At 56.6% G+C, this 26,460-nt stretch carries 24 protein-coding genes; 13 read left to right on the top strand and 11 right to left on the bottom strand.

The genetic code is table 11. The features are described from left to right. Positions 1-128 precede the first annotated feature (128 nt). Positions 129-332, bottom strand: coding sequence for a cold-shock protein (locus tag ACIGG6_RS14090; RefSeq protein ID WP_044630763.1), 204 nt, complete (start codon positions 330-332; stop codon positions 129-131). A gap of 136 nt (positions 333-468) precedes the next feature. Between ACIGG6_RS14090 and ACIGG6_RS14085 the strand changes: the two genes are divergently transcribed. Continuing rightward, the gene (locus ACIGG6_RS14085) at positions 469-1,125 is read left to right on the top strand and encodes a LysE family translocator (RefSeq protein WP_399845221.1); all 657 of its coding nucleotides are present in this window, start codon (positions 469-471) and stop codon (positions 1,123-1,125) included. A 27-nt stretch (positions 1,126-1,152) separates the two neighbouring features. Here ACIGG6_RS14085 and ACIGG6_RS14080 read toward each other — a convergent pair whose 3' ends face one another. Continuing rightward, positions 1,153-3,102, bottom strand: coding sequence for a transglycosylase SLT domain-containing protein (locus ACIGG6_RS14080; RefSeq protein ID WP_399845219.1), 1,950 nt, complete (start codon positions 3,100-3,102; stop codon positions 1,153-1,155). Between the two features lie 117 nt (positions 3,103-3,219). Here ACIGG6_RS14080 and ACIGG6_RS14075 point away from each other — a divergent pair, with 117 nt between their 5' ends. The 4 genes from ACIGG6_RS14075 (at position 3,220) to sixA (ending at position 7,276) form a co-directional block, all read left to right on the top strand. Next, on the top strand, positions 3,220-3,567 hold the full coding sequence (locus ACIGG6_RS14075; RefSeq protein ID WP_253502636.1) for a YkvA family protein: 348 nt from the start codon (positions 3,220-3,222) through the stop codon (positions 3,565-3,567). A 97-nt stretch (positions 3,568-3,664) separates the two neighbouring features. After that, positions 3,665-5,569: a molecular chaperone HtpG gene (gene htpG / locus ACIGG6_RS14070; protein ID WP_253502633.1), complete on the top strand. Its 1,905-nt coding sequence runs from the start codon at positions 3,665-3,667 to the stop codon at positions 5,567-5,569. 128 nt (positions 5,570-5,697) lie between these two features. After that, complete coding sequence (locus ACIGG6_RS14065) at positions 5,698-6,789, top strand: NAD(P)H-dependent glycerol-3-phosphate dehydrogenase (RefSeq protein ID WP_253502631.1); 1,092 nt, start codon at positions 5,698-5,700, stop codon at positions 6,787-6,789. Next, positions 6,782-7,276, top strand: coding sequence for a phosphohistidine phosphatase SixA (sixA, locus tag ACIGG6_RS14060; RefSeq protein WP_253502627.1), 495 nt, complete (start codon positions 6,782-6,784; stop codon positions 7,274-7,276). The genes ACIGG6_RS14065 and sixA overlap by 8 nt, the downstream gene beginning before the upstream one ends. 88 nt (positions 7,277-7,364) lie before the next feature. On the opposite strand, the gene gatB is transcribed toward sixA, so the two are convergent. From gatB to gatC, 3 genes are read right to left on the bottom strand one after another with little or no spacing between them, the layout of a single operon-like run. Continuing rightward, the gene (gene gatB / locus ACIGG6_RS14055) at positions 7,365-8,819 is read right to left on the bottom strand and encodes an Asp-tRNA(Asn)/Glu-tRNA(Gln) amidotransferase subunit GatB (protein WP_399845216.1); all 1,455 of its coding nucleotides are present in this window, start codon (positions 8,817-8,819) and stop codon (positions 7,365-7,367) included. Beyond that, positions 8,819-10,279, bottom strand: coding sequence for an Asp-tRNA(Asn)/Glu-tRNA(Gln) amidotransferase subunit GatA (gene gatA / locus ACIGG6_RS14050; protein WP_399845213.1), 1,461 nt, complete (start codon positions 10,277-10,279; stop codon positions 8,819-8,821). Before gatA ends, gatB begins: the two co-directional genes overlap by 1 nt. A gap of 59 nt (positions 10,280-10,338) precedes the next feature. Continuing rightward, positions 10,339-10,626: an Asp-tRNA(Asn)/Glu-tRNA(Gln) amidotransferase subunit GatC gene (gene gatC, locus ACIGG6_RS14045; RefSeq protein WP_054641298.1), complete on the bottom strand. Its 288-nt coding sequence runs from the start codon at positions 10,624-10,626 to the stop codon at positions 10,339-10,341. A gap of 229 nt (positions 10,627-10,855) precedes the next feature. Here gatC and ACIGG6_RS14040 point away from each other — a divergent pair, with 229 nt between their 5' ends. From ACIGG6_RS14040 to tldD, 7 genes are read left to right on the top strand one after another with little or no spacing between them, the layout of a single operon-like run. Continuing rightward, on the top strand, positions 10,856-11,893 hold the full coding sequence (locus tag ACIGG6_RS14040) for a rod shape-determining protein (RefSeq protein ID WP_018915723.1): 1,038 nt from the start codon (positions 10,856-10,858) through the stop codon (positions 11,891-11,893). A gap of 23 nt (positions 11,894-11,916) precedes the next feature. Continuing rightward, complete coding sequence (gene mreC, locus ACIGG6_RS14035; RefSeq protein WP_253502618.1) at positions 11,917-12,858, top strand: rod shape-determining protein MreC; 942 nt, start codon at positions 11,917-11,919, stop codon at positions 12,856-12,858. After that, positions 12,858-13,346 (top strand): rod shape-determining protein MreD, encoded by a 489-nt coding sequence (gene mreD, locus ACIGG6_RS14030; protein ID WP_044629936.1) that lies wholly within the window; start codon positions 12,858-12,860, stop codon positions 13,344-13,346. Before mreC ends, mreD begins: the two co-directional genes overlap by 1 nt. Further along, complete coding sequence (locus tag ACIGG6_RS14025) at positions 13,339-13,941, top strand: Maf family protein (RefSeq protein ID WP_399845210.1); 603 nt, start codon at positions 13,339-13,341, stop codon at positions 13,939-13,941. Before mreD ends, ACIGG6_RS14025 begins: the two co-directional genes overlap by 8 nt. A 59-nt stretch (positions 13,942-14,000) precedes the next feature. Then, positions 14,001-15,464, top strand: coding sequence for a ribonuclease G (rng, locus tag ACIGG6_RS14020; RefSeq protein WP_044629938.1), 1,464 nt, complete (start codon positions 14,001-14,003; stop codon positions 15,462-15,464). Positions 15,465-15,466: 2 nt separating this feature from the next. After that, entirely contained in the window at positions 15,467-19,318 is a 3,852-nt protein-coding gene (locus ACIGG6_RS14015) for a YhdP family protein (RefSeq protein ID WP_399845209.1), read from the top strand. After that, complete coding sequence (gene tldD / locus ACIGG6_RS14010) at positions 19,315-20,769, top strand: metalloprotease TldD (RefSeq protein WP_062373372.1); 1,455 nt, start codon at positions 19,315-19,317, stop codon at positions 20,767-20,769. The genes ACIGG6_RS14015 and tldD overlap by 4 nt, the downstream gene beginning before the upstream one ends. A gap of 9 nt (positions 20,770-20,778) precedes the next feature. On the opposite strand, the gene yjgA is transcribed toward tldD, so the two are convergent. Next, the gene (yjgA, locus tag ACIGG6_RS14005) at positions 20,779-21,300 is read right to left on the bottom strand and encodes a ribosome biogenesis factor YjgA (protein WP_044629941.1); all 522 of its coding nucleotides are present in this window, start codon (positions 21,298-21,300) and stop codon (positions 20,779-20,781) included. Positions 21,301-21,395: 95 nt separating this feature from the next. Between yjgA and pmbA the strand changes: the two genes are divergently transcribed. Then, complete coding sequence (gene pmbA, locus ACIGG6_RS14000; RefSeq protein ID WP_399845206.1) at positions 21,396-22,736, top strand: metalloprotease PmbA; 1,341 nt, start codon at positions 21,396-21,398, stop codon at positions 22,734-22,736. 26 nt (positions 22,737-22,762) lie between these two features. On the opposite strand, the gene ACIGG6_RS13995 is transcribed toward pmbA, so the two are convergent. The 5 genes from ACIGG6_RS13995 to ACIGG6_RS13975 form a co-directional block, all read right to left on the bottom strand. After that, a complete protein-coding gene (locus tag ACIGG6_RS13995) occupies positions 22,763-23,032 on the bottom strand; it encodes an HPr family phosphocarrier protein (protein ID WP_253501784.1) in 270 nt (89 codons plus the stop codon). 94 nt (positions 23,033-23,126) lie between these two features. Next, positions 23,127-24,050: an RNase adapter RapZ gene (gene rapZ / locus ACIGG6_RS13990; RefSeq protein WP_399845204.1), complete on the bottom strand. Its 924-nt coding sequence runs from the start codon at positions 24,048-24,050 to the stop codon at positions 23,127-23,129. 65 nt (positions 24,051-24,115) lie between these two features. Beyond that, positions 24,116-24,583 (bottom strand): PTS IIA-like nitrogen regulatory protein PtsN, encoded by a 468-nt coding sequence (ptsN, locus tag ACIGG6_RS13985; protein WP_044629945.1) that lies wholly within the window; start codon positions 24,581-24,583, stop codon positions 24,116-24,118. A 4-nt stretch (positions 24,584-24,587) separates the two neighbouring features. Further along, positions 24,588-24,896 carry a ribosome hibernation-promoting factor, HPF/YfiA family gene (hpf, locus tag ACIGG6_RS13980; protein WP_027335376.1) on the bottom strand — a complete coding sequence of 103 codons (309 nt, stop codon included), beginning with the start codon at positions 24,894-24,896 and terminating at the stop codon, positions 24,588-24,590. Between the two features lie 97 nt (positions 24,897-24,993). Then, the gene (locus tag ACIGG6_RS13975) at positions 24,994-26,409 is read right to left on the bottom strand and encodes an RNA polymerase factor sigma-54 (protein ID WP_044629947.1); all 1,416 of its coding nucleotides are present in this window, start codon (positions 26,407-26,409) and stop codon (positions 24,994-24,996) included. Positions 26,410-26,460 lie beyond the last annotated feature (51 nt).

The raw sequence follows: 26,460 nt of genomic DNA, 5'->3' as shown, positions 1-26,460 counted from the left end.
ACTAAAATGCATAAAAATCCGGTATCAGAGAATCACTGATACCGGAATATCGCATTGTCAGCTCATTGGTGAAACTCTTAACTGACTGGCATTACCGCTATGGCGGGCCTTTATCCATTCAGCGCTGTTTAGGCAACGCGAATGTTGGAAGCCTGAAGGCCTTTTTTACCCTGAGTCACCTCGAAGCTGACTTTTTGACCATCTTGCAGGGTCTTAAAACCTTCAGCTTGAATTTCGGAGAAGTGGGCAAAGAGATCGTCACCGCCGTCATCGGGAGAGATGAAGCCGTAACCTTTGGTGTCGTTGAACCACTTGACAGTGCCAGTTGCCATCGTTCATATCCTTAACGTGCTTAATGATTGAGCAGGTGGCTCATTGCCTACCTACCAAATCCACTTTAGAAGCAAATAATCAGCACGTCCAGTAGTGACGTGGTTAAGATTTTTTATCACTCAGCGAGCCTGGCCCATGATGGAACTCAATCTTATTGATGCGCAGTTTATCCCTTTCGTTGTGGCAATTACGCTGCTATCGATAAGCCCAGGGGTAGACACGCTCTTGGTGATCCGTAATACAGCGCGAGGCGGGATTCGGGATGGGGTGGCCACTAGCGTAGCGATTTGCTGCGGCTTGTTTGTGCATGCCACCGTTTCTGCGTTAGGGATTTCGTTCATTCTGCTGCAGTCGGCTTGGGCGTTTAATATGCTGAAGCTGGCAGGGGCGGCATATCTGATTTGGCTGGGTATCACTAGTCTGCTGGCAGCTCGCCAGGGAACACCGCTGCCGGTGAAAGGTGTTATGAAGGAGTCCACGCCAGTGCCGCTTTGGCAGCCGATCAAAGAGGGGCTTCTTTCGAATGTGCTGAATCCTAAAACCGTGATTTTCTATATGGCGTTTTTGCCGCAATTTATCGCACCCACCGACCCTGCGCTGCTGAAATCACTCTGGCTGGCAGGCGTACATTTTGTCATTGCTAATATCTGGCAGATCAGCGTGGTGCTGATGGTGGGAGGCGCCAGTAAGTGGCTTGCCAGCGCACGCTTTGCACAAACCTTGAATGCCGCCACTGGCGCGGTTTTGGTGGTGTTTGGCGTGCGTCTCGCGTTAGAACAACGCCCGGTGTAACCGGGCGTGATTGACTGGCGTTGAGTATCAGCGTTGCACTAACGCGCGGTCATAACGTACCGCCTGCTCGGTTTCGTTGAGCAGCGATACGCCTTCACTACTACCGCCGTTTGCCAAGCTTTCAAAAATGACTCGATAGCTCAGTACTGCTTGAACATAGTCACGGGTTTCGCGAAACGGAATGCTTTCCACGAACAGATCAAACGACTCCATGCTATTAGTGCCTAACCATTGATCAACTCGACCAGGGCCAGCGTTATAAGCGGCAGTCGCCGCTAAGCGGTTGCCCTGATAGCGTTCTAACTTGTCGCGAAGGTAAGTGCTACCCAGGCGAATATTCAGTTCAGGCTCCAGTACGCCATAAGGCCCGGGGTCGTTAAGCCCCAACTGGCGGCTCACCTGAGCGGCAGTGCCCGGCATTAACTGCATTAAGCCACGTGCACCTGCAGGAGAGAGAGCAACCGGGTTATAGGCGCTTTCTCGGCGAGTGATTGCCATCAGCAGATAAGGGTCAACGCCGGTTTGACGACCCCAAGCCAAAAAGTCATCGCGGTAAGCGGGTGGAAAGCGCCACTCCAACGCATCCCACATCTCGCCAGCAATAGTGGTTTGTACTAGCCGGGCGTGCCACTGCTGATGGGCGGCGTAGTCGGCAAGCGCGCGGGCTTGCTGGGGCGTTCCATGTTGGACGGCATGGAGCCATTCGCTGTTCGCTAACCCGTCTTCGCCAATACGCAGCAGCGCCTCGGTACGCTGCACCACGGGTAGTTGTGCGGTCTGCTCGCGGGTTGCTTCATCGAAGTGATTGCGCTCGTGGTTAAGCCGGTAAGGCTGATTGATTTTATCGGCAGCGGCGAAGCCGTAGAAGCTGCGGTCAGTGGCCGCCTGTTGGTAGCGCGCTATGGCCGCGTCACGGTTGCCAAGCTGCTCGTTGGCCCGGCCTAGCCAGTACTGCCAGCGGCTGCTCTCTTGCTGGCTGGCAGGCATTTCAGCCACCCAGTGCATAACATCGGTCCACTGGCGGTCTGCTAGGGCGCGACGCACCCGCAGCTCTAACACTCGCTCGCTCTTTAAAGAGGGCAGGACACTATCGACCCAACCCAATGTGTCGGGCACATCGCGCACTAGCGCGTAGAATGCTAGCTCCTCTTCAATAGCCTGGTGGTATTGAGGCATTAGGTTTAAGCGTGATGCTATTTGCTGCCAAGCGGCAAAGGCGGCGGGGGTATCCTCTCTTGTGAAACGTTGCATAGCGGCCTGATAAAAAGCGGCAGTGGCCGCGCACTCTGGGCCTAAGCACGCTGGTGCAGAGGTGATGTTGCTCGGGTTAGCGTTAACCCTCTCTACCGTATCCAAAGCGGTTTGCCACTGGCCGCTTAGCAGTCCGCCTAAATAGCTGCTTAGGCGCGTCTCACCCGCTTGCCAGGCCAGCATCTTACGCTCCCAGATGGCCGTGGCGTTGATAGTGCCATCAGCACGAAGACGGTTAAACAGTGTGTCGCAAGCGTCAGGCTGAGAGCTGCCTGCCCGCCATAGCGCTAAGCCCGCGCTGCGTGATTGTTCTGGCTCGCGGTCAAGTAGCGCGGTGTAGTAGTAGCACTGGCGCGCAGTGCCAGAAGGCTCGCCATCGGCGACGGTGAGCAGGTCGCCGTAGCGTCCCGCATGACCATATTTGGCAATCGCTTGACCACGCATCCACTCTGAGAGGGGGGAGTCGGCGTGCTGGTCAATAAATTGAAGCACTTGGCTGGCTGCGACGTTGGGGAGCTGGTTGCGTAAACGGTGATACTCTACATAGCCGCTGAGAATGTGCCCCTCAATGGCGCGCTCATCGATTTGCTGCCACTGTTGCTGGCGTGCGGCTTCGAGTGCATCACGCATGGCGTCATCGGAGGTCGCCCACGCACTTGTGGGTAGGCCGATGATAACCGCTGCGCACAGGGTGCGAAGGGTAGAACGAAATGGCGTGGCCTGCATGGCACTCCCTCTTGCTCGCTGGTAGGGTCAAAGGCGCAATAGTGAACTATACAGACAAGTGAACTATGCGGATAAATAGTGTTCAGACAATCGTGACACTTGGAGGATTCAATTACGATGGCACGATTATCCACTTGGTGGTTATTTCGTCGACTGAAAACGCGCGCCTGGGCGATTAAACGTATTGCCCGTGCGCTGAAACTCTTTTTACCGATGACCCGCGATGTGCTGCGGGGAGACTTTAGGCCTATTCCTTGGTCCGCGTTCGGCACTATGGCGCTGGCCTTAGCGTATTTGGTGATGCCGTTTGATTTAATTCCAGACTTTCTGGTACTGCTTGGCGTCGTTGATGATGTATTGATTGTGGGTTGGTTGCTCAATCGCGTCGATGCACAGCTGGCCGACTACCGCGCCTGGAAATATGCTGCTGAGTCAAACACCGCTTCTTCGCATACACCTTCTTGAAATCCCTTCGCTTATCCCCATATTGAGTTCACCACCTTTTCCGCTCCTGCCGAAGGGCAGGGGCGCTAAGCACACGTGATCAATGAGGGCTAAGCGCATGACGACTGCGACCCACGAAGAAACTCTTGGCTTTCAAACGGAAGTTAAGCAGCTCCTTAACCTGATGATCCACTCCCTGTACTCCAACCGGGAGATTTTCTTACGCGAGTTGATTTCCAACGCTGCGGATGCCTGCGACAAACTGCGCTATGCGGCACTCGACAACGATGCCTTGTACGAAGGCGACAGCGAGCTGCGTATCGAAATCGAACACGACCGCGATGCCAACACCATTACCCTGCGGGATAACGGCATTGGCATGAACCGGGAAGATGTGATCGCTAACTTGGGCACCATTGCCCGTTCAGGCACGGCGGAGTTCTTGAAGCAGCTTTCCGGCGAGCAGCAAAAAGATGCCAAGCTGATTGGTCAGTTCGGTGTCGGTTTCTACTCTGGCTTTATTGTGGCCGACGAAGTATCGGTACGCACGCGTAAATCGGGAACGGCGGCCTCGGAAGGCGTTGAGTGGCGCTCGAAAGGCGAAGGTGAGTTTACCGTTGCTGATATTGAGCTGGATGTACACGGCACCGAAATTACCCTCCATCTCAAAGATGATGCGAAAGAGTTCGCCGACGACTATCGCCTGCAGAGCTTGGTACGTAAGTACTCCGACCATATCGAAGTGCCGGTGCGTATGCCGAAGGTAGAAACGGCGAAGGATGACGACGGTAACGAGATCGAAGGTAGCGAAGTGACTACCTGGGAAACCGTTAACGAAGCCACCGCGCTATGGGCACGCCCGAAGAGTGAGGTGTCTGACGATGAGTACAAGGCGTTCTACAAGCACGTTGCCCATGACTTTAGCGACCCGCTCACCTGGAGTCACAACAAGGTTGAAGGCAAGTTAGAGTACACCAGCCTGCTGTATGTGCCTGGCCGCGCGCCGTTCGATATGTTTGACCGTGACGGCTCTCGTGGTGTGAAGCTTTATGTTCAGCGCGTCTTCATCATGGACGACGCCGAACAGTTCCTGCCGCTCTACCTGCGCTTTATCAAAGGCGTACTGGATACTCGTGACCTGTCGCTGAACGTCTCCCGTGAGCTGCTACAGCAGGATCCCAAGGTCGATAAGATCAAAGGGGCGCTGACCAAGCGCGCGTTGGACATGCTCAAGAAGCTCTCTAAAGACAGCGAGCAGTATCAAACCTTCTGGAACACCTTCGGCAGCGTGCTGAAAGAGGGGCCGGGCGAAGACTTCGCCAACCGCGAGAAAGTCGCCGGACTACTGCGCTTTGCCTCCACGCATACCGACACGGCCGCCCAGGAGCACTCCCTGGCGGATTATGTCGAGCGCATGAAAGAGGGCCAGAAAAAGATCTACTACGTGGTAGCGGATAGCTTCAACGCAGCGAAAAACAGCCCGCACCTGGAAATCTTCCGTAAGAAAGGCATCGAGGTGCTGCTGCTCTCTGACCGTATCGATGAGTGGCTGATGAGCCACCTGACGGAGTTTGACGATAAGTCGTTTGCCGACGTGGCGAAAGGCGAGCTGGACCTGGGCGATGTCGAGGACGAAGCCGAGAAAAAAGCCCAGGAAGAGACTGCCAAGGCGAAAGAGGATCTCGTGAAGCGCGTCAAAGAGGCGCTGAGCGACGGTGTTCAAGAGGTGAAAATCACCCATCGCCTGACCGATTCACCCGCCTGTGTGGTACTGCCCGAGCACGAGATGGGCTACCAAATGCGCCGCATTATGGAAGCCGCAGGCCAGAAGCTGCCGGAGGTGAAGCCCATTCTGGAGCTTAACCCCAACCATGCGCTGGTAGCGCGTTTGGAAAGTGCTGAGGGCGACCTGTTCGGCCAGCTAGCCCACATTCTATTGGATCAGGCGATTATTGCAGAAGGCGGTCACCTGGATGATCCCGCTGCTTATGTGAAGCGTCTCAATAATGTGTTAACGGCGTAATGGATTAAGCTCGTTAATGGCGGCCCGCTTGGTTTACCAAGCGGGCCGCTTGTTTTGCTAAGGTAGTGCTTATAAAAATGGGTGGTATGCAGGTCCACCGTTACGCATAAGAACTTCAGGACATGGTTATGGCAGAGCAGCAAAGTAACGTTGCGGTGCTGGGAGGCGGTAGTTTTGGCACCGCGCTGGCCAGTATCGCTGCTGATAACGGCGCCAATGTGCGCCAGTGGATGCGTGATGAAGCGCTCGTCGCGCAGATCAACCAAGAGCACCGCAACGGGCGCTATCTACCCGACTATGCGATCAATCCGGCAGTCACAGCGTCCACCGACTTAAAGACGGTGCTAACCGGCGCTGAGCTGGTGCTGATTGCCATCCCGTCGAAAGCCTTTCGCAGCGTGGTGCAGGCGGCTAAGCCTTGGCTCACGCCTGAGCAAATCTTGGTCAGCACTACCAAAGGCATTGAGCAAGATAGCTTTATGCTAATGAGTCAGGTGCTGGAGCAGGAGACCGGCTTTCCGCATATTGGCGTGATTGCCGGACCCAATTTAGCCTCGGAAATTGCCGACAAGCAGCTGACCGCCACAGTGATTGCCAGTGCTGATGCGCTCACTCGAACACGGGTTCAGCAGGCGCTAGGCTGCCGCTACTTTCGCGTATATGCCAGTAACGACCGCCATGGCGTTGAGCTGGGTGGTGCGCTGAAAAATATTTATGCCATTGCCGCAGGTATGGCAGCGGCGTTAGGAATGGGTGAGAACACCCGTAGCATGCTGATGACTCGGGCGCTGGCCGAGATGAGCCGTTTTGCCGTTGCCCAAGGGGCGAACCCGATGACGTTTTTGGGGTTGGCGGGAGTGGGTGATTTGATTGTTACCTGCTCTTCTAACCTGTCGCGCAATTACCGAGTCGGCTACGCACTTGGGGAGGGGCGGAATTTAGAAGAAGCGGTGGAAGCCCTTGGGCAAGTAGCTGAAGGGGTTAATACGGTGAAGCTCGTTTGTGCCAAAGCCCGCGAGATGGGCGTTTATATGCCGTTGGCCGAAGGTTTAAACCGTGTGCTCTTCGATGGGGTGCCGGCACAAGAAATGGCGAGTACGCTCATGATGGGAGAGCAGAGCAGCGATGTGGAATTTATCCTGCCCCGGGAAGCGGTTCAGCAGGCGCATCGCGAGCAGGCCCACCAGGACCAACACAACAGCGGAGGTTGCCATGAATAGCGGTATGAATAGCGTATTGATTATGCGCCATGGCGAAGCCGCCCCCGGCTTTCCTGACCACGCCCGACCACTCACGCCCCGCGGCGAGCGCGAGGCAGATACCATGGCCCGCTGGCTGGCATCGCGCGTTGAGCAGGGCGAGCTGGCGCTGCCAATGCTCTACGCAAGCCCCTATGTGCGCGCTCAGCAAACCGCCCAGCGGATTAGCGATGCCTTGGGCGCGCCGCTCAACACGCTGTCGTTTATTACCCCGGAAGACCCGCCGAGCGATGTGAGCGAGTGGTTGCTCACTCATCGTGATGACGCGCCGATTATGCTGGTCAGCCACATGCCCTTGGTGGGCGACTTGGCTGGCTTGTTGGTCGAAGGCACGCCAAGTCAGGGCGTGGGCTTTCCCACCGCAGCCATCGCAGAGCTAGAGGCCGACGTCTGGGCGGCGGGCTGCGCGCAGCTTAAGCGCTTTACCCAGCCCAGCCAGCTGTCTTAGTCATAAAACTGAGTCATAAAAATCAGCCATAAAAAAGCGGCTGCCGAAGCAGCCGCTTGTGGTCTATCACCGCACCTGTGCGCGTTTTCTATAACAGCGCATCCAGCTTCTCTTTCAGCAAGCCGTTGACCTGCTGTGGGTTGGCGGTACCGCGTGATGCCTTCATCACCTGGCCCACGAAGTAGCCAATCATCTTGCCACGTTTCTCAGGCTCGGAATCACGGTACTGAGCCACCTGTGCCGGGCTTTCGGCAATGACTTGATCGATCATCGCTTCAATCGCGCCGGTGTCGGTCACCTGCTTTAAGCCTTTGGCCTCGATGACGGCATCCGCGCTCTCGCCCTGGCCATTCCATAGCGCTTGGAACACTTGCTTAGCGGCTTTACCGTTAATGGTGTCATCCAGCACACGTCTGATGAGTTCGCCAAGCTGTTGGGCTGACACTGGGCTATTTTGGATGCTCAGATTCTCGCGGTTCAGCGCGCCGGAAAGTTCGCCCTGTACCCAGTTGGCCGCCTGCTTGGCGTCGCCGCATACCCGGTGTACTTCTTCGAAAAACTCCGCCATTTCACGACTGGCTGATAGCACGTTAGCGTCGTAAGCCGACAGGCCCAGCTCATTCTGGAAGCGGGCACGCTTATCGGCGGGCAGCTCCGGCAGTTGGCTGCGCAGGTGATCCAGGTAGGCTTGATCCAGCACCACCGGCAGCAGGTCGGGGCAGGGGAAGTAGCGGTAGTCGTTCGCCTCTTCCTTGGTGCGCATGCTGCGGGTTTCGTCGCGCTCGGGGTCGAATAGACGGGTCTCTTGCACTACGTTGCCGCCATCTTCGATCAACTCGATCTGGCGTTCGACTTCGAACGCAATGGCGCGCTCCACAAAGCGGAACGAGTTAACGTTTTTAATTTCTGCGCGAGTACCAAACGCCTCTTGGCCTTTAGGGCGCACCGACACGTTGACGTCGCAGCGCATCGAGCCTTCGGCCATATTGCCGTCGGAAATGCCCAGGTAAGTCACGATGGAGTGAATCGCTTTGAGATAGGCGGCCGCTTCTTTCGCACTGCGCATATCTGGCTCTGAAACGATCTCTAACAGCGGCGTGCCTGCCCGGTTCAAGTCGATGCCGGTCATACCGTGGAAGTCTTCGTGCAGCGACTTGCCCGCGTCCTCTTCCAGGTGGGCGTGGTGGATGCGAATCCGTTTGGTGGTGTCATCATCCAGGGTAATCTCAACGTCACCAGCACCCACAATGGGGTGGTACATCTGGCTGGTTTGGTAACCCTTGGGAAGATCCGGGTAGAAGTAATTTTTGCGGTCAAACACCGAGACTTCAGGAATCTCAGCGTGGACGGCGAGGCCAAACTGCACGGCCATGGCCACGGCCTGCTCATTTAGTACTGGCAGGACGCCCGGCAGGCCCAAATCAACGGCGCAGGCTTGGGTGTTGGGCTCGGCACCAAACGCGGTGGAGGCACCAGAAAAAATTTTAGAGCGCGTTGCGAGCTGAACGTGGACTTCCAGCCCAATCACGGTTTCCCATTGCATTAGGCGTTCTCCTCGGCAAAGGCAGGCAGTTGAAGATGCCAGTCAGTGGCTTGCTGGAACTGGTGCGCAACGTTAAGCAACTGCGCTTCGGCAAAGTGGGTGCCCAATATCTGTAAGCCTACCGGGCGACCGCCCGCAAAGCCTGCGGGAACGCTGATGCCAGGAATACCCGCCAGGTTAACGGCGATGGTGTAGATATCTTGCAGGTACATGGAGACCGGGTCTTTATTCGCGCCGAGGTCGAAGGCAGGCGTGGGGGAGGCTGGGCCCATCAGTACATCGACATCTTCAAAGGCGTCGAGGAAATCCTGGCGAATCAGGCGGCGAACCTTCTGCGCTTTGGTGTAGTAGGCGTCAAAGAAGCCTTCCGATAGCGTGTGGGTGCCGATCAGAATGCGGCGCTTCACCTCTTCACCGAACCCTTCCGCCCGCGAGCGGGTGTAGAGATCGATCAGGTCCGTAGGAGCATCGCAGCGATGGCCAAAACGTACGCCGTCGAAGCGCGACAGGTTCGAAGAAGCCTCGGCAGGGGCGATGACGTAGTAAGCCGGAATCGCGTAGTGGGTATGCGGCAGGCTGACTTCGCGCACCGTGGCGCCCAGCGACTCATACACTTTCACCGCGTCACGAACGGCTTTTTCAACTTCAGAGTCTAAGCCGTCGCCAAAATACTCTTTAGGTAGGCCGATTTTGAGGCCAGAGAGCGGAGCATTCAGTGTCTCGGTGTAGTCCGGCACGCCGCGGGCCACGCTGGTGGAATCACGAACATCATGACCGGCAATCACGTTCAGTAGGTGCGCGCAGTCTTCAGCGGTGCGCGCCATGGGGCCTGCCTGATCGAGGCTGGAGGCGTAGGCGATCATGCCGTAACGGGAGACCCGCCCGTAGGTGGGCTTCAGGCCGGTAATGCCGCAGAACGCCGCTGGCTGGCGAATGGAACCACCGGTGTCGGTGCCCATCGCCGCAGGCACAAGCCCCGCTGCCACTGCCGCTGCGCTGCCGCCGGAGCTGCCGCCGGGAACGGCAGTGAGGTCCCACGGGTTTTTGACCGCGCCGTAGTGGCTGTTTTCGTTGGAGGAGCCCATGGCGAACTCGTCCATATTGGTTTTACCCAGGCTAATGGTGCCCGCAGTGCTGAGTTTCTCTACCACGGTGGCGTCGTAAGGCGCGATAAAGTTATCGAGCATTTTGGAGCCGCAGCTGGTTTTGACGCCTTGCGTACAAAAAATATCTTTTAGCGCTAGCGGAATGCCAGTGAGTTTGCCTGCTTTGCCGTTAGCACGCGCTTTATCGGCGGCTTCGGCTTGGCTTAGCGCCTGTTCGGCGGTCACGGTAATAAAGCTATTGAGCTGGCCGTCGGCTTTCTCAATGCGCTGCAAAAAGTGGGAAGTCAGCTCTCGGCTGGAGAGTTCACCGCTGGCTAGGGCGGCGGCGAGCTGCGTTACGGTTTTATCATGCATGACCCGGAAGCTCCGTTCAGGGGCGAATAGAATAAGCGGAAACGAGCGGTGGGCGTGGGTTACTCGACCACACGCGGCACCAGATAAAGACCGTTTTCCACTGCCGGGGCACAGCGCTGGAACGTGTCGCGCTGGTTCGTTTCCGTGACTTCATCGGCGCGCAGGCGCTGGGTAGCGTCTAGCGGATGCGACAGCGGCGCGACGCCTTCGGTATCCAGGCTCTGGAGCTGGTCGACCATGTCCAGAATGCGGCTGAGATCGTCGACAAAGCCACTGGCTTGGTCATCGCTAACGGCGAGTCGGGCCAAGTGTGCGGCCCGGCGCACATGAGATTCTTCAAGCGCCATGATCGAGGTTTCCTCGCAATCGTGATGGAACATATTTCGCTTTAAGCGGTATACATACGGTCATCTTAAATTCGTCTGACGGAGCAGACGTGGAAAATAGCCGCAAAAGGTACCACATAATGGCCCTGACGGGCAGTGTTCGGCACGACTCGTGCTTGCTGCCAAGGGGTTGCGGTGATACCGTTTGCATCCGCACAGGGTTCCCGGTCTGCACTAGGTAACAACATCCATGTTCAAACGTTTGAGGGGGCTGTTTTCCAGCGATCTATCGATCGACTTGGGTACGGCCAACACACTGATTTATGTACGCGGTCGTGGCATCGTTCTTGATGAACCGTCCGTAGTCGCCATCCGCCAGTCTGGCAATATGCGCAGCGTGGCCTCGGTAGGTGCTGACGCTAAACGCATGCTCGGCCGCACGCCTGGCAATATTACGGCTATTCGCCCGATGAAAGACGGCGTTATCGCCGATTTCACCGTTACCGAGCAGATGCTTCAGCACTTTATTCGTAAAGTGCACCAGAGCACTTTCCTCACGCCAAGCCCTAGGGTTCTGGTGTGCGTGCCCTGTATGTCGACTCAGGTCGAGCGTCGGGCAATTCGCGAGTCAGCAGAAGGCGCGGGTGCCCGAGAAGTATTCCTGATCGAAGAGCCGATGGCAGCCGCGATTGGTGCTGGGCTACCGGTAGAAGAAGCGCAGGGCTCGATGGTCGTGGATATCGGTGGTGGAACCACTGAAATTGCGATTATTTCTCTGAATGGCGTGGTGTACTCAGAATCGATCCGCGTAGGCGGTGATCGTTTTGATGAGGCGATCACCGCGTACGTGCGCCGCCACTACGGCAGCTTGATTGGTGAAGCCACTGCCGAGCGCATCAAAGAAGAGATTGGCTGCGCCTACCCCGGTGGAGAGCTGCGCGAGATCGATGTGCGCGGCCGCAACCTCGCAGAGGGCATTCCGCGCAGCTTTACGCTGAATTCTCACGAGATTCTCGAAGCGCTGCAAGAGACGCTGGGCTCCATCGTGGCTGCCGTGAAGAGTGCGCTTGAGCAGTCTCCGCCTGAGCTTGCGTCCGACATCGCCGAGCGCGGCCTGGTGCTCACCGGTGGCGGTGCGCTGCTGCGTGACTTGGATAAGCTGATCGCCGAAGAAACTGGCCTGCCGGTTATCGTGGCAGAAGATCCGCTGACCTGCGTTGCGCGTGGCGGCGGCAAGGCGCTGGAAATGATCGACCAGCACACCTTTGAGTTGCTGTCGAGCGACTGATCGCAGCGGTTTAACGCGGGGGATTGCCTATTAAACCGCTGTTCTCACACGGGCCGCTACCCGGTTACCGGCTATTCTTCTGTGTGCTGGCGGCAAGCGCGTTGATGTTTGTCGACCATCGTTTTACTCGCATGGAAGATGTGCGCGCCCAAATGACCACTATTGTCGCTCCCATCCAGTGGGTAGTCAGTGTGCCTAGTGATCTGCTGAATTGGGGCGCGCTAGCGCTCGCCGACCAGCAGGCGCTGGTGGATGAAAACCGCCGCTTGCGTGAGCAAATCTTGACGCTCTCTCACCGCGGACAGCGCTTGGCTAACCTGACGGCTGAGAACGCCGAGCTACGCAACTTGCTTGGCGCTGCCGAGCGGCGCGATATTCCCTATATCACGGCGGAGCTACTCTCGCTGGATAATGACCCGTTTAGCCACCAAATGGTGGTGGATCGTGGGCACCGCAACGGTGCCTATGTCGGTCAACCGGTGATTGATGCATCGGGTTTGGTTGGTCAGGTGACTGCTGTTTCAGCCTACTCTAGCCGTGTGTTGCTGTTAGCCGATGCAAGCCATGCGCTGCCGGTGCAAATTAACCGCAATGGGCTGCGTTTTATTGTTCAGGGTACTGGCCGTTACGGCAGTGTGAACGTTCTCCATGTGCCGGATACGGCGGATATTCGCGAAGGTGACTTACTGACCACCTCTGGTTTGGCAGGGCGTTTTCCGCCGGGCTACCCCGTTGCGCGAGTGACCGAGGTGTATCACGACCCTGGCCAGCCATTTGCCCGGGTTATTGCTGAACCTTCGGCTCAGCTTCAGCGTTCTCGCCACTTCCTGCTGCTCTTTCCACCACCCCGCGAAGAGTTGGATGCTTCTATTTGGGATGAGTCCATGGATATTTCAGCCGATGCGCTCCATGCCGCCCAGCGGCTTGGGCAGCCAGCTTCCCCGGCCATGCAGGAGGAACGCTAATGGCGCGTGCGCCGGTAGTGCCGCTGGTGGTGGTCTGGCTGAGCCTTATTTTTGCGCTCTGCTTGCAGGTAATGCCCCTGGCCGATGGTTGGCAGGTTTTTCGCCCGGAGTGGATTGGGCTAATGTTGATTTATTGGTGTATGCAAGCGCCGGATCGAGTTGGGGTTTTTCACGGCTTTGTATTTGGCCTCTTGATGGATCTTATTGAGGGGACAGCGCTTGGACAGCATGCACTGATTTTTTCGATTCTTACGTTTTTAGCCGCGCTAGTGTATCCCCGTTTTCGTGCTTATTCGCTGGTACAGCAGTCGGTATTGGTGCTGGTGCTGTTAGGGTTGGCTCAGCTGATAGAACAGTGGCTAAGAACGCTGACGGGTGTTTTTTCCATACATCTCTCTTTCTTGATCCCATCGCTGGTCAGCGCATTCCTCTGGCCGTGGCTCTCCACAATGTTTAAAGCGATTGAGCGGCGAATGGCCAATGCGTGACGATAACCACACCCCCGTGCTCTGTTTGGCCTCGGCATCACCACGCCGCCAGGCACTGTTGGCCTCTATCGGTGTGCCGGTCAGTGTCATGCCAAGCGATATTGATGAAACGCCGCTTGAGGCAGAGTCTCCCACGGCCTATGTAGAACGGCTGGCGGTGGCAAAAGCGCAGGCGGCGGTGGGCAAAACCGCGCTGCCCGTGCTGGGGTCGGATACCGCGGTGGTTATTGATGGCACCATTTTAGGTAAGCCTAATAATCAACAGCACGCGGCTGAGATGTTGAGAATGCTCTCTGGGCGCACGCATCAGGTACTCACGGCAGTAGCGGTAAGCGGGCCGCTAGGTATACTCTCCTGCTGTGTGGCCACGGACGTCACCATGCGCGAGTTAACAGCAAAAGAGATCGCCTGCTACTGGCTGACGGGCGAACCCGCCGATAAAGCGGGTGGGTATGCTATTCAAGGCTTAGCCGCCATTTTTATTGAACAAATTCAGGGCAGTCACTCTGCTGTGGTGGGGCTGCCACTATTTGAAACAACGCGCTTGCTACGCCAGCAAGGGGTTCCCGTTTGGGCGGGCCGTTATCCCTCGTAACCACCGACTCATCGCCCGCTGCGCTGGCAAGGAATAGGACATCCAATAAGGAATTTTGCATGAGCGGTGAAGTCCTCATAAATTTAACGCCAATGGAGACCCGCGTTGCGCTGGTGGAAAACGGCGTATTGCAAGAGGCGCTAATAGAGCGCTCTCGCAGGCGCGGTATCGTAGGCAATATCTACAAAGGCAAAGTGGTGCGCGTACTGCCTGGCATGCAGGCTGCCTTTGTTGATATTGGCTTAGAGCGCGCAGCGTTTATTCATGCCCATGAGGTCATGCCACCCGGTACGCCCAATGACGAGCAGCAGACCATCGGGCAGCTTCTGCACGAAGGTCAGGCGCTGGTGGTGCAAGTCACCAAAGATCCTATCGGTACCAAAGGAGCGCGGCTGACTACCCATCTTTCGATTCCCTCTCGCTATCTGGTCTATATGCCTGACTCGCCTCATCACGGGGTATCGCAGCGCATTGAAGATGAGCGCGAGCGGGAGCGCTTGAAAGCGCTGCTGGATAAAAGTATCGAAGAGCAAACCATTGAGGTCACGGGTGGCTTTATCGTGCGTACGGCGGCCGAAGGCGTAGGCGATGAAGAGCTGGCCAGCGACATGTACTTCTTGCTACGTATTTGGCGCAAGGTCAGCGAGCGCAAAATCACCGCCGCCCCTCCCAACGTTATCTACGATGACTTGCCGCTGTTTATGCGCACCCTGCGGGATGTGATGCGGGATGATATCGAGAAAGTACGCATTGACTCCCGGGAGAACTTCGTCAAGCTGGTCGAGTTTGCTGAAGAGTTTATGCCCGATGCTGTTGATCGCATCGAGTACTACCCCGGCGAACGCCCCATCTTCGACCTTTATAGTGTCGAAGACGAGATTCAAAAAGCGCTAGGTCGCAAGGTGCAGCTCAAGTCCGGAGGGTACTTGGTAATTGACCCCACCGAGGCCATGACTACCATCGATGTGAATACCGGTGGGTATGTGGGGCATCGTAACCTTGAAGAGACTATTTTCAAGACGAATCTGGAAGCCGCCACTGCCATTGCCCGCCAGCTCAGGCTGCGTAATTTAGGTGGCATCATCATTATCGACTTTATCGATATGGTGGATGTAGAGCACCAGCGGCAAGTGCTGCGCGTGCTGGAAAAAGCGCTTGAGCGGGACCATGCTAAAACCAAATGTACCGGGGTCACCGAACTTGGTTTGGTGCAGCTTACCCGTAAACGCACGCGGGAAAGCCTTGAACAAACACTATGCGAAGCGTGTCCCACCTGTGGTGGTCGCGGCACGTTGAAAACCCCTGAAACGGTCTGCTACGAAATCTTCCGTGAGATCCTGCGTGAAGAGCGGGCTTATAGTGCGGAAACGTATATGGTGCTGGCATCCCAGCCAGTAGTGGACAGGCTGCTTGATGAGGAGTCTGCCGCGGTCGCTGACCTGGAAACGTTTATTAATAAAACGATCCGTTTTCAGGTTGAGCAGCACTACTCCCAAGAGCAGTACGACATCGTACTGATGTAATGATGGCAATACGCTCTTTTTTTCGCGGCTGTCTAGTAGGGGTGGCCGTTGTGCTGGGTACGCTGGCGGTACTGCTGCTAGCGCTGCGTCTCTTTGCTAGCCAAGTGGATGCATTGTCCCCCCGCTTGGAGGCGCTTTTAGAGGCGCGTATTGGCGTGCCGGTGAGCATCGACCATCTAGCGCTCTCTCTGGAGCGCAACGTCCTGCACCTGGAGCTTGAAGACCTTCATGCGCAAACGCCGGATGGTCAGGCCCTGATAGGGCTTGATCGCTTGTCGCTGCGTTTGGATGTCTGGGCCACGCTGCGCCACTTAGCGCCTATCTTCAGCGATGCGCGTATGTTTGGGCTCGAATTCCATCTCTACCAGCAGCCTGACACCGCCTGGGGCTGGCCTTCACCGGCCAAACTGCCGCTGGGGGTAGCACCACAACCAGAGGTGGACCTTGAATCCTTGGATGCCTGGGCTGGACTGCTGCTGCGCCAGCGCCTCTGGGTGGATAACAGCCGCATCATGCTGCATGGCCAGCAGCAGACCGTGATGCTTCATGCACCTTCGCTACTTCTGAATGGAGATCATCGCCGCACACGATTAGAGGGCTCCCTGAATATTGTCGAGGCACCTGATGTGCTGGCATCAGAGCTGCCCGCCATTACCATGCGTGCCGAAATGCAGCCCGGTCAGCAAGGCTTTAGGGACTTTTCTGCTGCGCTTCAGCTCGACATGCAGTTGGATCATCTGGTGGTGCTGGCGGCACTGTTTCGGCCAGATCGCATGCCTTTTCTCGAACAGGTGGGCGGTCATGTGCAGCTATGGGGGCGTTGGCAAGAAGGAGCGCTAGCTGATGCGCGGCTTGCACTAGATATGCCCGAGCTGACGCTGCGTAAAGATGTGGAGTACGCTGTGCTGCGAAACATTCAGGCCAGTGGGCAGTGGCTGCGCGACAGCGAAGGCGGTGAGGCGTGGCTAAGTGGCAATGCAGAAACCGTAGAGTGGGCCCAGCCTGAAGGCGTTAGTGATGGCCCCGCGCTGCCACGCCACTGGTATCTGTCACACCAGCCGGGGCAGTGGGAGTTGCGAACCAGTGCGTTTGAGCTCGCCTCGCTAGCGGCTTGGCGGGAGTATGCGCTGTTGCCTGAGTCACTCACCCGGGTATTGCAAACGCTCTCGCCCCGAGGGCAGGTGCAGGGGCTGCGCCTGGGGCAGCGTGAGGGGCGATGGGGCGTGGATGCTGCACTTACTAATGTGGCTGTACTCCCCTGGCAGCAAGCGCCAGGAGGCGGTCCGCTGGACGCTTGGGTGCAGGCTCGCGACCTGCGTGGCCGCGTGACCTTTAATAGCGCAGGCGATAGTACGCTCTATTTTCCAGAACTCTTCGATGTACCTATGCAGCTAAGTCACGCCGAAGGGGTGGTGGAGTGGGTGTATGATGGTCCTAACACCATGATTAGCGGCCGTGACCTCAATGTGGACTGGGATGGCGCCCAGGTAAGTGGTGGGTTCGGCTTGATCGCGGGGCAGCAAAGCGGTCAATTTGGGTTGGATATTGCGTTTGTCGATGTAGATGCGATCTCCCGCCCGCTCTCCCAGTGGCTGCCCATGAAAGCATTTGAGCCGAAGCTGAGGGAGTGGTTGGAGAACGATATTGGTGGCTTAGTGCCGCAAGGTTCGCTGAAGCTTAGTCAGCCCCTGGGACCTGCGGCTTCATCAGATCAACTCTCGGCAACGCTCGCGCTGGAGGTCACTCAAGGCCACTTGCCGATTGCGCCGGAGTGGCCGCGTTTGGAAGATGTCGAGGGGCGCTTGCTGTGGCAAGGAGGAGTGCTTCAAGCCCAGGTAGAGCACGCCCAAAGCCACGGCGTTGAAGTATCCCAAGGCACGATACGTATGGAGAAAGAGCAGCCGCTTCAGCTATCAGGCAGTCTTCAGAGTGATGGTGCATCCTTGCTGAACTTTGTTCAGGCCATGCCGGATATGGACACGCTACCACTTAGCGATATTACCGTTGATGGTACCATCGAAGGGGATATCGCCCTTGTACTGCCGCTGGATAACGAGGAGGCGCTCCAGCTAGAGATTAATGCGCGGCCAGCGCTATCGGCTGTGCACTACGCGTCACTACCAATAACCCTGCGTGATCTGGATGGTGGGCTCAGCTGGCAGCAGGTGGGTGAGGCGCATGCGCTGTTAGGAGAGCTAAGCAGCCAGTGGCAGGGCGGTGATATTCGCGCAGAGCTGATGGCTGATCAGCGTGTTGCCTTGCAGGGCAGCGTGGAGTCGTCTGCGCTGTGGTCGCTGGCAGGGCTGCCTGCCGAGCAGGCTCGCCAAATGATGAGTGGCCGCACCCAGTGGCAGGGTGAGGTCTCTCTTGCGGCTCGTCCAGTGTTAACCTTAGAGAGCCGCCTGCTTGGCATCACCAGCGCGCTACCCGAGCCGTTTGCCAAGACTAGCGATCAACCGTGGCCATGGCAGCTACGCGCGGAGTTTGAAAGCGGGCGAGTATCGACGCAACTGGCCGATAAGGCAGCCGCGAGATTCCAAACGCTGAATAGTGGTGCACTAGCGGCCGAAGTGGTGCTCGGCAATGCAGTGCAGCGACCGAATTGGCCCAGCCAGCCTGGCTGGCGCCTTGAAGCAGGGCTCGATACGTTAGACCCCATGGCATGGCACGCTGTGCTGTCGCCGATATTGTCGGGAGGCGCCTTGGCATCTGCTTCTAGTGGCGAAAGCACGCCGCTTGAAGTACTGCTGCGTGCTGGCTGTTTACGCTTTCGTGACAAGTGCTTTGGCGCTTTTAACGCCTCAGGGACACTCACCGGCCAGCGCGCAGCACTTCAGCTCAGCGGCGATATGTTGTCTGGGCGCCTAGATTACCAACCCACCAGCGAGCGGCCGCTTGATGTTGCAATTAGCATGCTAGTCCTAGATCGTTTACTGGACCTGCCCGCCAAAGAGCATGATGCCACTGTCGCAGCCCCCGACTCTTGGGTTGACGCAATTGAAACACAGCATGTAGCCCCCGTTGCTATTCCCGACTGGCTAGCTGAACTGCCCAACGGCAGGCTACGGCTAGCGGATATTAGCGTTGGTGGCACTCGCTTTGGCCCATTAACCGCCTACTGGCAAACCGATGATCGTCGTTTTTCGCTCTCACCAGTTGGTTTAACCCTCGGACAGCTTTCTGCACGCGGCGAGTTGGTTTGGGAAGGCAATGCGGTGAATAGCCGTACACGAGCGGATATCTCCATACAGGGTGGCGATGTGGGGACGGCTTTGGAGCGACTTAACCAACCGGTAGCCATGCGTAGCCGCACCACCGACCTTGCTGCTGAGCTTACTTGGCCGGGAGCCCCCTGGCAGCTTGATTTAAGCCGGGCCGGTGGCGAAATGAGTGCTGATATACGCGACGGCCGTTTTGTGACGCTTGAATCGACGCCTGCCCGCTTAGTGGGGTTGCTCAACTTTGATAACATTCTGCGCCGCCTACGGTTCGATTTTTCTGACCTAACCGGTCAGGGAACGGCCTTTGACCGTGTGCATGGCACTGCCGATGTAGCTGAAGGGCAGCTGTTGCTTCGTGGCCCCCTGCAAATTGATGCACCCGCCACCACGCTGACGCTAACGGGAAGTGTTAACCTCTTACAGCGTGAACTTGACCAGCGTCTAGGCGTCACACTGCCGGTTAGCCAAAGTTTACCCATCGCCGCCATTGCTGTCGGAGCGCCCATTGTGGGCGGTGCACTGTTTCTTGCCGACCAAATTTTTGGCGATGCGCTGGATCAAGCAACCACTATTTATTATCGCGTGCGAGGCCCTTGGACCTCGCCGCAAGTGACTTTAGAAGGCCCCCAATGACCGCACATAAAAGCGATATAGAGTCCGCTGTTTCCATTTTGCTAACGCCAGGTGGCCTCGATTTGAACGCTCTGGATGCTGGCCTTGGCTATGCCATGGGAGCGGGGATTGATTATGCCGACCTCTATTTTCAGCGCACCTGGCAAGAGGGTTGGGTGCTGGAAGATGGCGAAGTTAAAGAGGCCAGCTATAACATTGATGGCGGCGTTGGCGTGCGCTCGTTGGCAGGTGAGAAAACCGGGTTTGCGTACTCCAACCAAATTACCGCTGATGCACTAATGGATACAGGCCGTACCGCCTCTGGCATCGTGCGCAGCGGCAAACAGTTGCCAGGGCAGAAAGTAATGCCAGTCAGCGCGGCGTCCTACTATGCAGGTATCGACCCACTGGCGGGTCTTTCGGCAGAAGACAAAGTGGCCATGCTAAAAGAGGCGGACCGCGTGGCTAGAGCGGCCGACCCGAGCATTAGCCAGGTAAGCGCTTCACTGTCGGGCACCTATGAGGTGGTTTTAGTACGCGCCAGTGACGGCACCCTAGCGGCGGATATTCGCCCACTGGTGCGTTTTAACGTCAGTGTTATTGCGGCGAAAGATGGCCGCCGTGAGCGCGGCAGCGCTGGCGGCGGTGGTCGTTACTCCATGTCGCGTCTGCGGGATGAGGGCGTTGCCGAACGCTATGCCAAAGAGGCGGTGCGCCAAGCGCTGGTCAATCTTGAAGCCATTGATGCGCCTGCGGGGCAGATGCCAGTGGTGTTAGGCGCCGGTTGGCCGGGCATTCTGCTGCACGAAGCGGTAGGTCATGGCTTGGAAGGTGACTTTAACCGTAAAGGCAGTTCTGCCTTTGCAGGGCGAATGGGGCAGCGGGTTGCCGCCAAGGGAGTCACAGTGGTTGACGATGCCACTGTTGCTGATAGTCGCGGCGCGTTGAGCGTGGATGACGAAGGCACGCCTGGCCAATATACGCCGCTGATTGAAGATGGCATTTTAACTGGCTATATGCAGGATAAGTTAAACGCGCGATTGATGAAGATGGCGCCTACCGGCAACGCCCGCCGCGAGTCGTTCGCTCATCTGCCGATGCCGCGTATGACCAATACGGTGATGTTGGCTGGTCAAGATGACCCTGCCGATATCATTAAAAGCGTTAAGCGGGGAATCTACGCCGTGAGTTTTGGCGGAGGGCAGGTGGATATTACCTCGGGAAAATTCGTGTTTTCGGCGAGCGAAGCCTACATGATTGAAGACGGTAAAATTACCGCGCCGGTGAAAGGTGCAACGCTGATTGGTAACGGGCCTGAGGCCATGGGCCGGGTGTCGATGATTGGCCACGACATGGCGATGGATACCGGGATTGGCGTTTGCGGTAAAGAGGGCCAGGGTGTGCCGGTGGGGGTTGGCCAACCCACCCTGAAACTGGATGAGCTGACCGTGGGCGGCACGCAGTCTTCTTGAGGCTGTGATTTACAGCGCTAGCGTATCGCGCAGGTGTTTGAAAAGCTTGCGTGAGCTGGTGGGGGGCTTGCCCTGTTCGCGCTCTTTGCGGGCGTTGCGCACTAGCTGGCGCAGCGCCTGACGATCGGCGTTAGGGTAGTCGGCCATAAACAAGTCAACGGCGTCGTCGCCCTCATCCACTAGGCGGTCACGCCATTTTTCCAGGCGATGAAACGCATGATCGCGCTGCTCTTTCTCTTGTTCGATGGCATCGAAAACGCCCTGAATGGCCGTTAGATCCTCTTTGCGGATAAGTTTGCCAACGTATTGCATATGGCGACGGCGGCCTTCATGAGAGCGAATGCGAGAAGTCTCTTCAATCGCTCTCAGCATATCGTCTGATAAAGGAAAGCGCGCCCGCTCGGCAGGCTTCATGGCAATTAATGTTTCGCCAAGCGCTTGCAGAGCATGCATTTCACGCTTTAGCTGAGATTTACTCGGGCGCTCTTCTTGTTCATCGATATCGATAGGCTCGGGGCGTTGCTTCGGCATATAAGAACTCACAGATTAGATTCGTTTGCAGCATTATATCAGGCTGCGACCACAACATTGATTCGCCAATGCGATTCAGGCGAAAAGGAGGCCATATGGCACAGGCATTTGATGCAACGGCGCAGCAGGCGCAGTTGACGGAGCGCGCCACAGAGGCGCTTGCCCTGGCAAAACAGCTAGGGGCGGATGCCGCCGAAGTCGGCGCGAGCGTTGACCAAGGGTTGGGCGTTAGTGTGCGACTTGGTGAAGTGGAGACCGTTGAGCTATCTCGTGATCAGGGTATTGCGGTCACGCTCTATGTGGGAAAACGTAAAGGTAGCGCTTCCTCAACGGATGCCAGTAGTGCCTCCATTCGTGCCACGGTTGAAAAGGCGCTGGCTATTGCACGTTATACCGGGGAAGATCCCGCTGCAGGCCTCGCTGAAGCAGAGCTGATGGCGACCCATTTGCCAGACTTGAAGGTGCACTATCCGTGGGCGCTCTCAACTGATGAAGCGATTGACCTTGCCCTGCGCTGCGAACAGGCTGGCCGCGAGGTGGCAGGTATTCACCAGTCAGAAGGTGCCTCGCTCTCAAGCGGTGAGGGCGTGCGAGTATACGCCAATAGCCACGGCTTTTTGGGGACTCAAAAGGGTAGCAGTCACTCACTCTCCTGCATGCTGATTGCCCAAGATGGGCAAGGCATGCAGCGGGATTATGACTATACGTCTGCGCGTAACCCGCAGCAGCTTCGCCACCCAGAGGAGGTGGGGCGCGAGGCAGCAGCGCGAACGTTGCGGCGTCTAGGAGCGCGACGCCCCCCGACAGGTACGTTTCCAGTGCTGTTTGATCCCTCCCTTGCTAGCGGCCTTATCGGCCACCTTATGGGTGCTCTGGCGGGCGGCGCGCTTTATCGAGAAGCCTCGTTTTTATGTGACCGCTTGGGTAGCCCGCTATTCCCCGATTGGTTTGGGTTAGAAGAGCGCCCGCTGGAAGTGGGAGCAACGGCTAGTTCACCGTTTGACGCGGAGGGTGTACAAACCCGTAGCAACCGGTTTATTGATCAGGGGCAGGTGGCGAGCTACATGCTCTCTGCCTACAGCGCGCGTCGTTTAGGAATGCAGTCCACGGGCAATGCGGGCGGCGCGCGCAACCTGCGCTTGTTAGCGCCGTTAACGCCGCGGGAAGAGCTGTTAACACAGATGGGGCGTGGTATTTGGGTGACCGAGCTCATGGGGCAGGGTGTTAACGGCGTCACTGGCGACTATTCCCGGGGAGCGGCGGGTTTCTGGATTGAGAATGGCGAAGTACAGTACCCCATTGAGGAGTTCACTATTGCTAGTAACCTCAACAAGATGTTCGCGGGGCTGAGCGGTGTGGGAAGTGATACGGATACCCGTGGCAGTATTCACACGGGTAGCTGGCTGATTGATGCGATGACAGTGGCAGGAAGCTAATCGACAGTGCTGGCTTGGTAAACTAGCTACTGGTCTTCGTCAAACCGTGCGTCGAATAGAGCTTCAATGGCATCTAGCGCCTGTTCGGCGTCGCTTCCTTCAGCGGCGACAGTAAGCTCGGTGCCGCAGGGGGCGGCCAGCATCAGCAGCGACATAATATTGGCGGCATCGGCTTTCTGCTGCTGCTTATAAACCACGATGTTCGCGGAAAACTGCTGGCCACATTTCACCAGTTTGGTGGCCGCGCGGGCATGAAGACCACGCTGGTTGGTAAGTGTTAAGGTTCTTTCGGGCACTCTGGTTCCTTTTTGCCGAGTGGGTCTTGAAACTTAGGTCTTAAAAAAACTTAGGTCTTGAGAAGCTTAGGCCTTAAAAATTAGGTCCTGACACTCAGGGCGTGCTGGCAGCGGCGGGTGTGGTAACGCATGGCACCGCTGGCTCTTCGCTCAGCGTGTATTGTAACCCCAGCTCACGGTGTCTCAACTGTACTTCTCCGGTCTGTTTAACCAGCTTTTTAGCAAGCTGTTCGACCATATAAACAGAGCGGTGTTGCCCGCCGGTGCAGCCAATAGCCACGGTCATATAACTTCGCTGGCTATTTTGGTAAGCCGGAAGCCACTTTTCCAACCACTCCTGAATATCATTGGTCATTGCCTCGACCATTGGGTAGCTACTTAAAAACGCCACTATATTGGCATCACGCCCTGTAAATTGGCGCAGAGTAGGGTCCCAATAAGGGTTGGGCAGGCAGCGAACATCGAAGACTAAGTCGGCATCCATGGGTACGCCGCGTTTGTAGCCAAACGACTCAAACGTCAGCGTTAGCTGATCTTTTCGCTGGTGGGCGACTTGATCAGTAATGCGGCGTCTCAGATCATGCACGGATAAGCGCGACGTATCGATCAACAAGTCAGCGAGATCGCGAATTTCAAGCAGCGTCTCTTCTTCTTTATTGATGGCCTCTTCCAACGTCATTTCGCTATCCCGGGTAAGGGGATGGCGACGGCGGGTGGCTGAGTAACGCTCCAAAAGAATGCGCGCATCCGTGGTCAGATAGATGACCTGAAAACGAATTTCTCGCTGGCGTAGTTCTTCCAGTAAAGCTGGGAGGCGTTCAAGCGCCGTAGGAAGGTTGCGCGCGTCAATGCTCACTGCTAAGTGAGTGCGCTCGCCTTGCTCACGTAGTTCATCAACTAATGAGCCCAGCAGCATGGCGGGTAAATTGTCGATAGCGTAGTAGCCAAGATCCTCTAGCGCTTGTAAGGCGATAGATTTACCGGACCCTGAACGGCCGCTAATGATCACCAGTTGCATAGCGTCTCTCTTGGCTTGCATAGGAGGAAATTATCGCTGCGTGCAGTGGCCACCGCCCATAAAGCCTAGGCGGCTTGTTCGCGAATCTTGGCGGTAATAAGTGCTAAGAGTTCGCGCTGACTATCGGCTTTACGCAACTGCTGACGCGTATGGGCGTCGTTCATAATAGTAGCCACTTGGCCAAGCAGTGCTAGGTGGGTGTCATCTGCCTCTTCTGGTACCAGCAGCACAAACACAAGATCCACCGGGTCGCCATCAATGGCGTCGAAGTCTACTGGCTCAGCAAGCTTTAAAAAGCCAGCAATGGGTGCGCTACAGTGAGGACTGCGAGCGTGGGGGATGGCAACCCCGTTGCCTATCCCCGTACTGCCTAGTCGCTCGCGGCCAATGAGGCGGCTAAACACCTCTTGGCTATCTAGGCTGGGTGTATTTTGGGCGATAAAGGTGCTGAAAAACTCCAGCACCCGTTTTTTGCTGCCCCCGGGAACGTCATAAAGCACGCGCTCCGGGGGGAGGATGGTTTCCAACGTCATTGAGTTAACGCACACCAGCGCCCTGGGCGCGAGCTTGTGCTTTTTCCTTATGTTTAACGAGTTGACGATCGATTTTGTCTGCTAGCGCATCAATAGCGGCATACATGTCGTTATCAAGCGCTTCGGCGTGAAGGTCTGCACCGGCAGCGTGCAGTGTGCAGGCTGCTTGCTGGCGCTCCTTCTCAACAGATAAGGTCACTTGCACCGTGGTAATGTTGTCGTAATGGCGTTCAACGCGTTCCAGCTTTTCGTTAACGTAGTCACGCAAGGCGTCAGTCAGTTCAACGTGATGACCAGTGATGTTTACTTGCATTGACGTGCTCCTTATCCATCGGACTGTACTTCGATTGTAACCCTTTTTACGCTATTGCAAAGCCCTTGCGTTGAGTTTGTTCATACGTACCGTTTAACTAGCGTAAACGACGGCGCTCACTTGACGAGGGAATGCCCATTGACTCCCGGTATTTTGCGACAGTACGCCGTGCAACGCTAATGCCCCCCTCTTCAAGTAGAGTCACCAAGCGGCTATCGGAGAGCGGTTTTCCTGAGGGTTCATCCTGAATCAGCTTTTTGATGCGGGCACGAATGGCTGTGCTGGAGTGGCTGTCGCCGCCGTCTTGGCCGCTTACCTGGCTTGAGAAGAAGTACTTAAGCTCGAAAACGCCCCGCGGCGTGTGAATAAATTTCTGCGTGGTCACACGGGATATGGTGGATTCGTGCATCTCTACCGCTTCAGCAATATCCGCTAAAATCAGCGGTTTCATTGCTTCTTCGCCATGCTCCAGAAAGCCAATTTGGCGTGCAATAATTTCACGCCCAACTCGTAGCAGCGTGTCATTGCGACTCGATAAGCTTTTGATCAGCCAGCGGGCTTCTTGGAGGTGCTCTTTGAGGAACTGGTTGTCTTGGCTTTTGTCTGCGCGTTTGATCAAGCTGGCGTAGTCGGGCTGTATACGCAAGCGTGGTAGTGCTTCTGGATTGAGCTCTAAATGCCAGCCTTCATTGTCATGCCGAACGACTAGGTCGGGGGTGATGTAGCTGTCGTCGGTAACGCCATAGGTGCTCCCAGGGCGTGGGTCAAGGCTGCGAATTAAACGGATGACATCGTCAAGCTGCTCGTCATCAAGGCTTAAACGGCGCTTGAGAAGCCGCATATCGTCTTTGCCTAATGCTTCCAAAAACTGGCGAACCAGCCGTTTGGCGGGCATTAGCAGCGGGGTGTCCTCGGGTAGTGAGGCGAGTTGCAGCATCAGGCATTCACGCAGGTCTCGGGCAAAGACGCCGGTGGGCTCAAATTGCTGCAAGCGCAGCAGGGTATTTTCCACTTCCCGCTGGCTTAAGCTGTCATGGCCTTGGGCTTTTAATCCTTCCCGAATGTCATTAAGCGGCTGGGTGAGATAGCCGTTGGCATCCAGCGCATCAATCAGGCTTTCCGCGATGGCGTATTCTCGCGGGCTAAAGTCTGTCATGGCCAGTTGCCATAGCAGGTGGCCATGTAGGCTTTGTCCAGCGGCTTGGCGCTCGAAGTCGGGGCCTTCACTGCTGCCACCCAGGCTGCCTATGTCTTGATAGGTATCTGACCAGTCACTGTCGACGGAGAGTTCGTTGGGGATGCTCTCGGACCACTCAGCCTCTTGAGGCTCACTGACAGCCTGCTCGCCAAACTCATCTTCTTGCTCAAGCATGGGATTGGCATCTAGCGCTTGCTGAATTTCTTGACGAAGGTCCAGCGTCGATAGCTGAAGCAGGGCGATAGCCTGCTGCAGCTGAGGTGTCATGGTCAGCTGTGTGCCGATACGCAATTGGAGAGAAGCTTTCATGACCATCTGAGAACCACTCGTTAATCAGAAAGCTCCACCCTAGAGCGAGTTATGGCT

The sequence above is a fragment of the Vreelandella lionensis genome, from assembly GCF_044543515.1.
GTDB classification, from domain to species: domain Bacteria; phylum Pseudomonadota; class Gammaproteobacteria; order Pseudomonadales; family Halomonadaceae; genus Vreelandella; species Vreelandella lionensis.
This window is presented reverse-complemented; position numbering and strand designations above follow the sequence as displayed.

Bases quoted from the DNA above. Each gene is read 5' to 3' on its own strand.
- ACIGG6_RS14090 (WP_044630763.1), bottom strand. From the start codon at position 332: ATGGCAACTGGCACTGTCAAGTGGTTCAACGACACCAAAGGTTACGGC.
- ACIGG6_RS14085 (WP_399845221.1), top strand. From the start codon at position 469: ATGATGGAACTCAATCTTATTGATGCGCAGTTTATCCCTTTCGTTGTG.
- ACIGG6_RS14080 (WP_399845219.1), bottom strand. From the start codon at position 3,102: ATGCAGGCCACGCCATTTCGTTCTACCCTTCGCACCCTGTGCGCAGCG.
- ACIGG6_RS14075 (WP_253502636.1), top strand. From the start codon at position 3,220: ATGGCACGATTATCCACTTGGTGGTTATTTCGTCGACTGAAAACGCGC.
- htpG (WP_253502633.1), top strand. From the start codon at position 3,665: ATGACGACTGCGACCCACGAAGAAACTCTTGGCTTTCAAACGGAAGTT.
- ACIGG6_RS14065 (WP_253502631.1), top strand. From the start codon at position 5,698: ATGGCAGAGCAGCAAAGTAACGTTGCGGTGCTGGGAGGCGGTAGTTTT.
- sixA (WP_253502627.1), top strand. From the start codon at position 6,782: ATGAATAGCGGTATGAATAGCGTATTGATTATGCGCCATGGCGAAGCC.
- gatB (WP_399845216.1), bottom strand. From the start codon at position 8,819: ATGCAATGGGAAACCGTGATTGGGCTGGAAGTCCACGTTCAGCTCGCA.
- gatA (WP_399845213.1), bottom strand. From the start codon at position 10,279: ATGCATGATAAAACCGTAACGCAGCTCGCCGCCGCCCTAGCCAGCGGT.
- gatC (WP_054641298.1), bottom strand. From the start codon at position 10,626: ATGGCGCTTGAAGAATCTCATGTGCGCCGGGCCGCACACTTGGCCCGA.
- ACIGG6_RS14040 (WP_018915723.1), top strand. From the start codon at position 10,856: ATGTTCAAACGTTTGAGGGGGCTGTTTTCCAGCGATCTATCGATCGAC.
- mreD (WP_044629936.1), top strand. From the start codon at position 12,858: ATGGCGCGTGCGCCGGTAGTGCCGCTGGTGGTGGTCTGGCTGAGCCTT.
- ACIGG6_RS14025 (WP_399845210.1), top strand. From the start codon at position 13,339: ATGCGTGACGATAACCACACCCCCGTGCTCTGTTTGGCCTCGGCATCA.
- rng (WP_044629938.1), top strand. From the start codon at position 14,001: ATGAGCGGTGAAGTCCTCATAAATTTAACGCCAATGGAGACCCGCGTT.
- ACIGG6_RS14015 (WP_399845209.1), top strand. From the start codon at position 15,467: ATGGCAATACGCTCTTTTTTTCGCGGCTGTCTAGTAGGGGTGGCCGTT.
- tldD (WP_062373372.1), top strand. From the start codon at position 19,315: ATGACCGCACATAAAAGCGATATAGAGTCCGCTGTTTCCATTTTGCTA.
- yjgA (WP_044629941.1), bottom strand. From the start codon at position 21,300: ATGCCGAAGCAACGCCCCGAGCCTATCGATATCGATGAACAAGAAGAG.
- pmbA (WP_399845206.1), top strand. From the start codon at position 21,396: ATGGCACAGGCATTTGATGCAACGGCGCAGCAGGCGCAGTTGACGGAG.
- rapZ (WP_399845204.1), bottom strand. From the start codon at position 24,050: ATGCAACTGGTGATCATTAGCGGCCGTTCAGGGTCCGGTAAATCTATC.
- ptsN (WP_044629945.1), bottom strand. From the start codon at position 24,583: ATGACGTTGGAAACCATCCTCCCCCCGGAGCGCGTGCTTTATGACGTT.
- hpf (WP_027335376.1), bottom strand. From the start codon at position 24,896: ATGCAAGTAAACATCACTGGTCATCACGTTGAACTGACTGACGCCTTG.
- ACIGG6_RS13975 (WP_044629947.1), bottom strand. From the start codon at position 26,409: ATGGTCATGAAAGCTTCTCTCCAATTGCGTATCGGCACACAGCTGACC.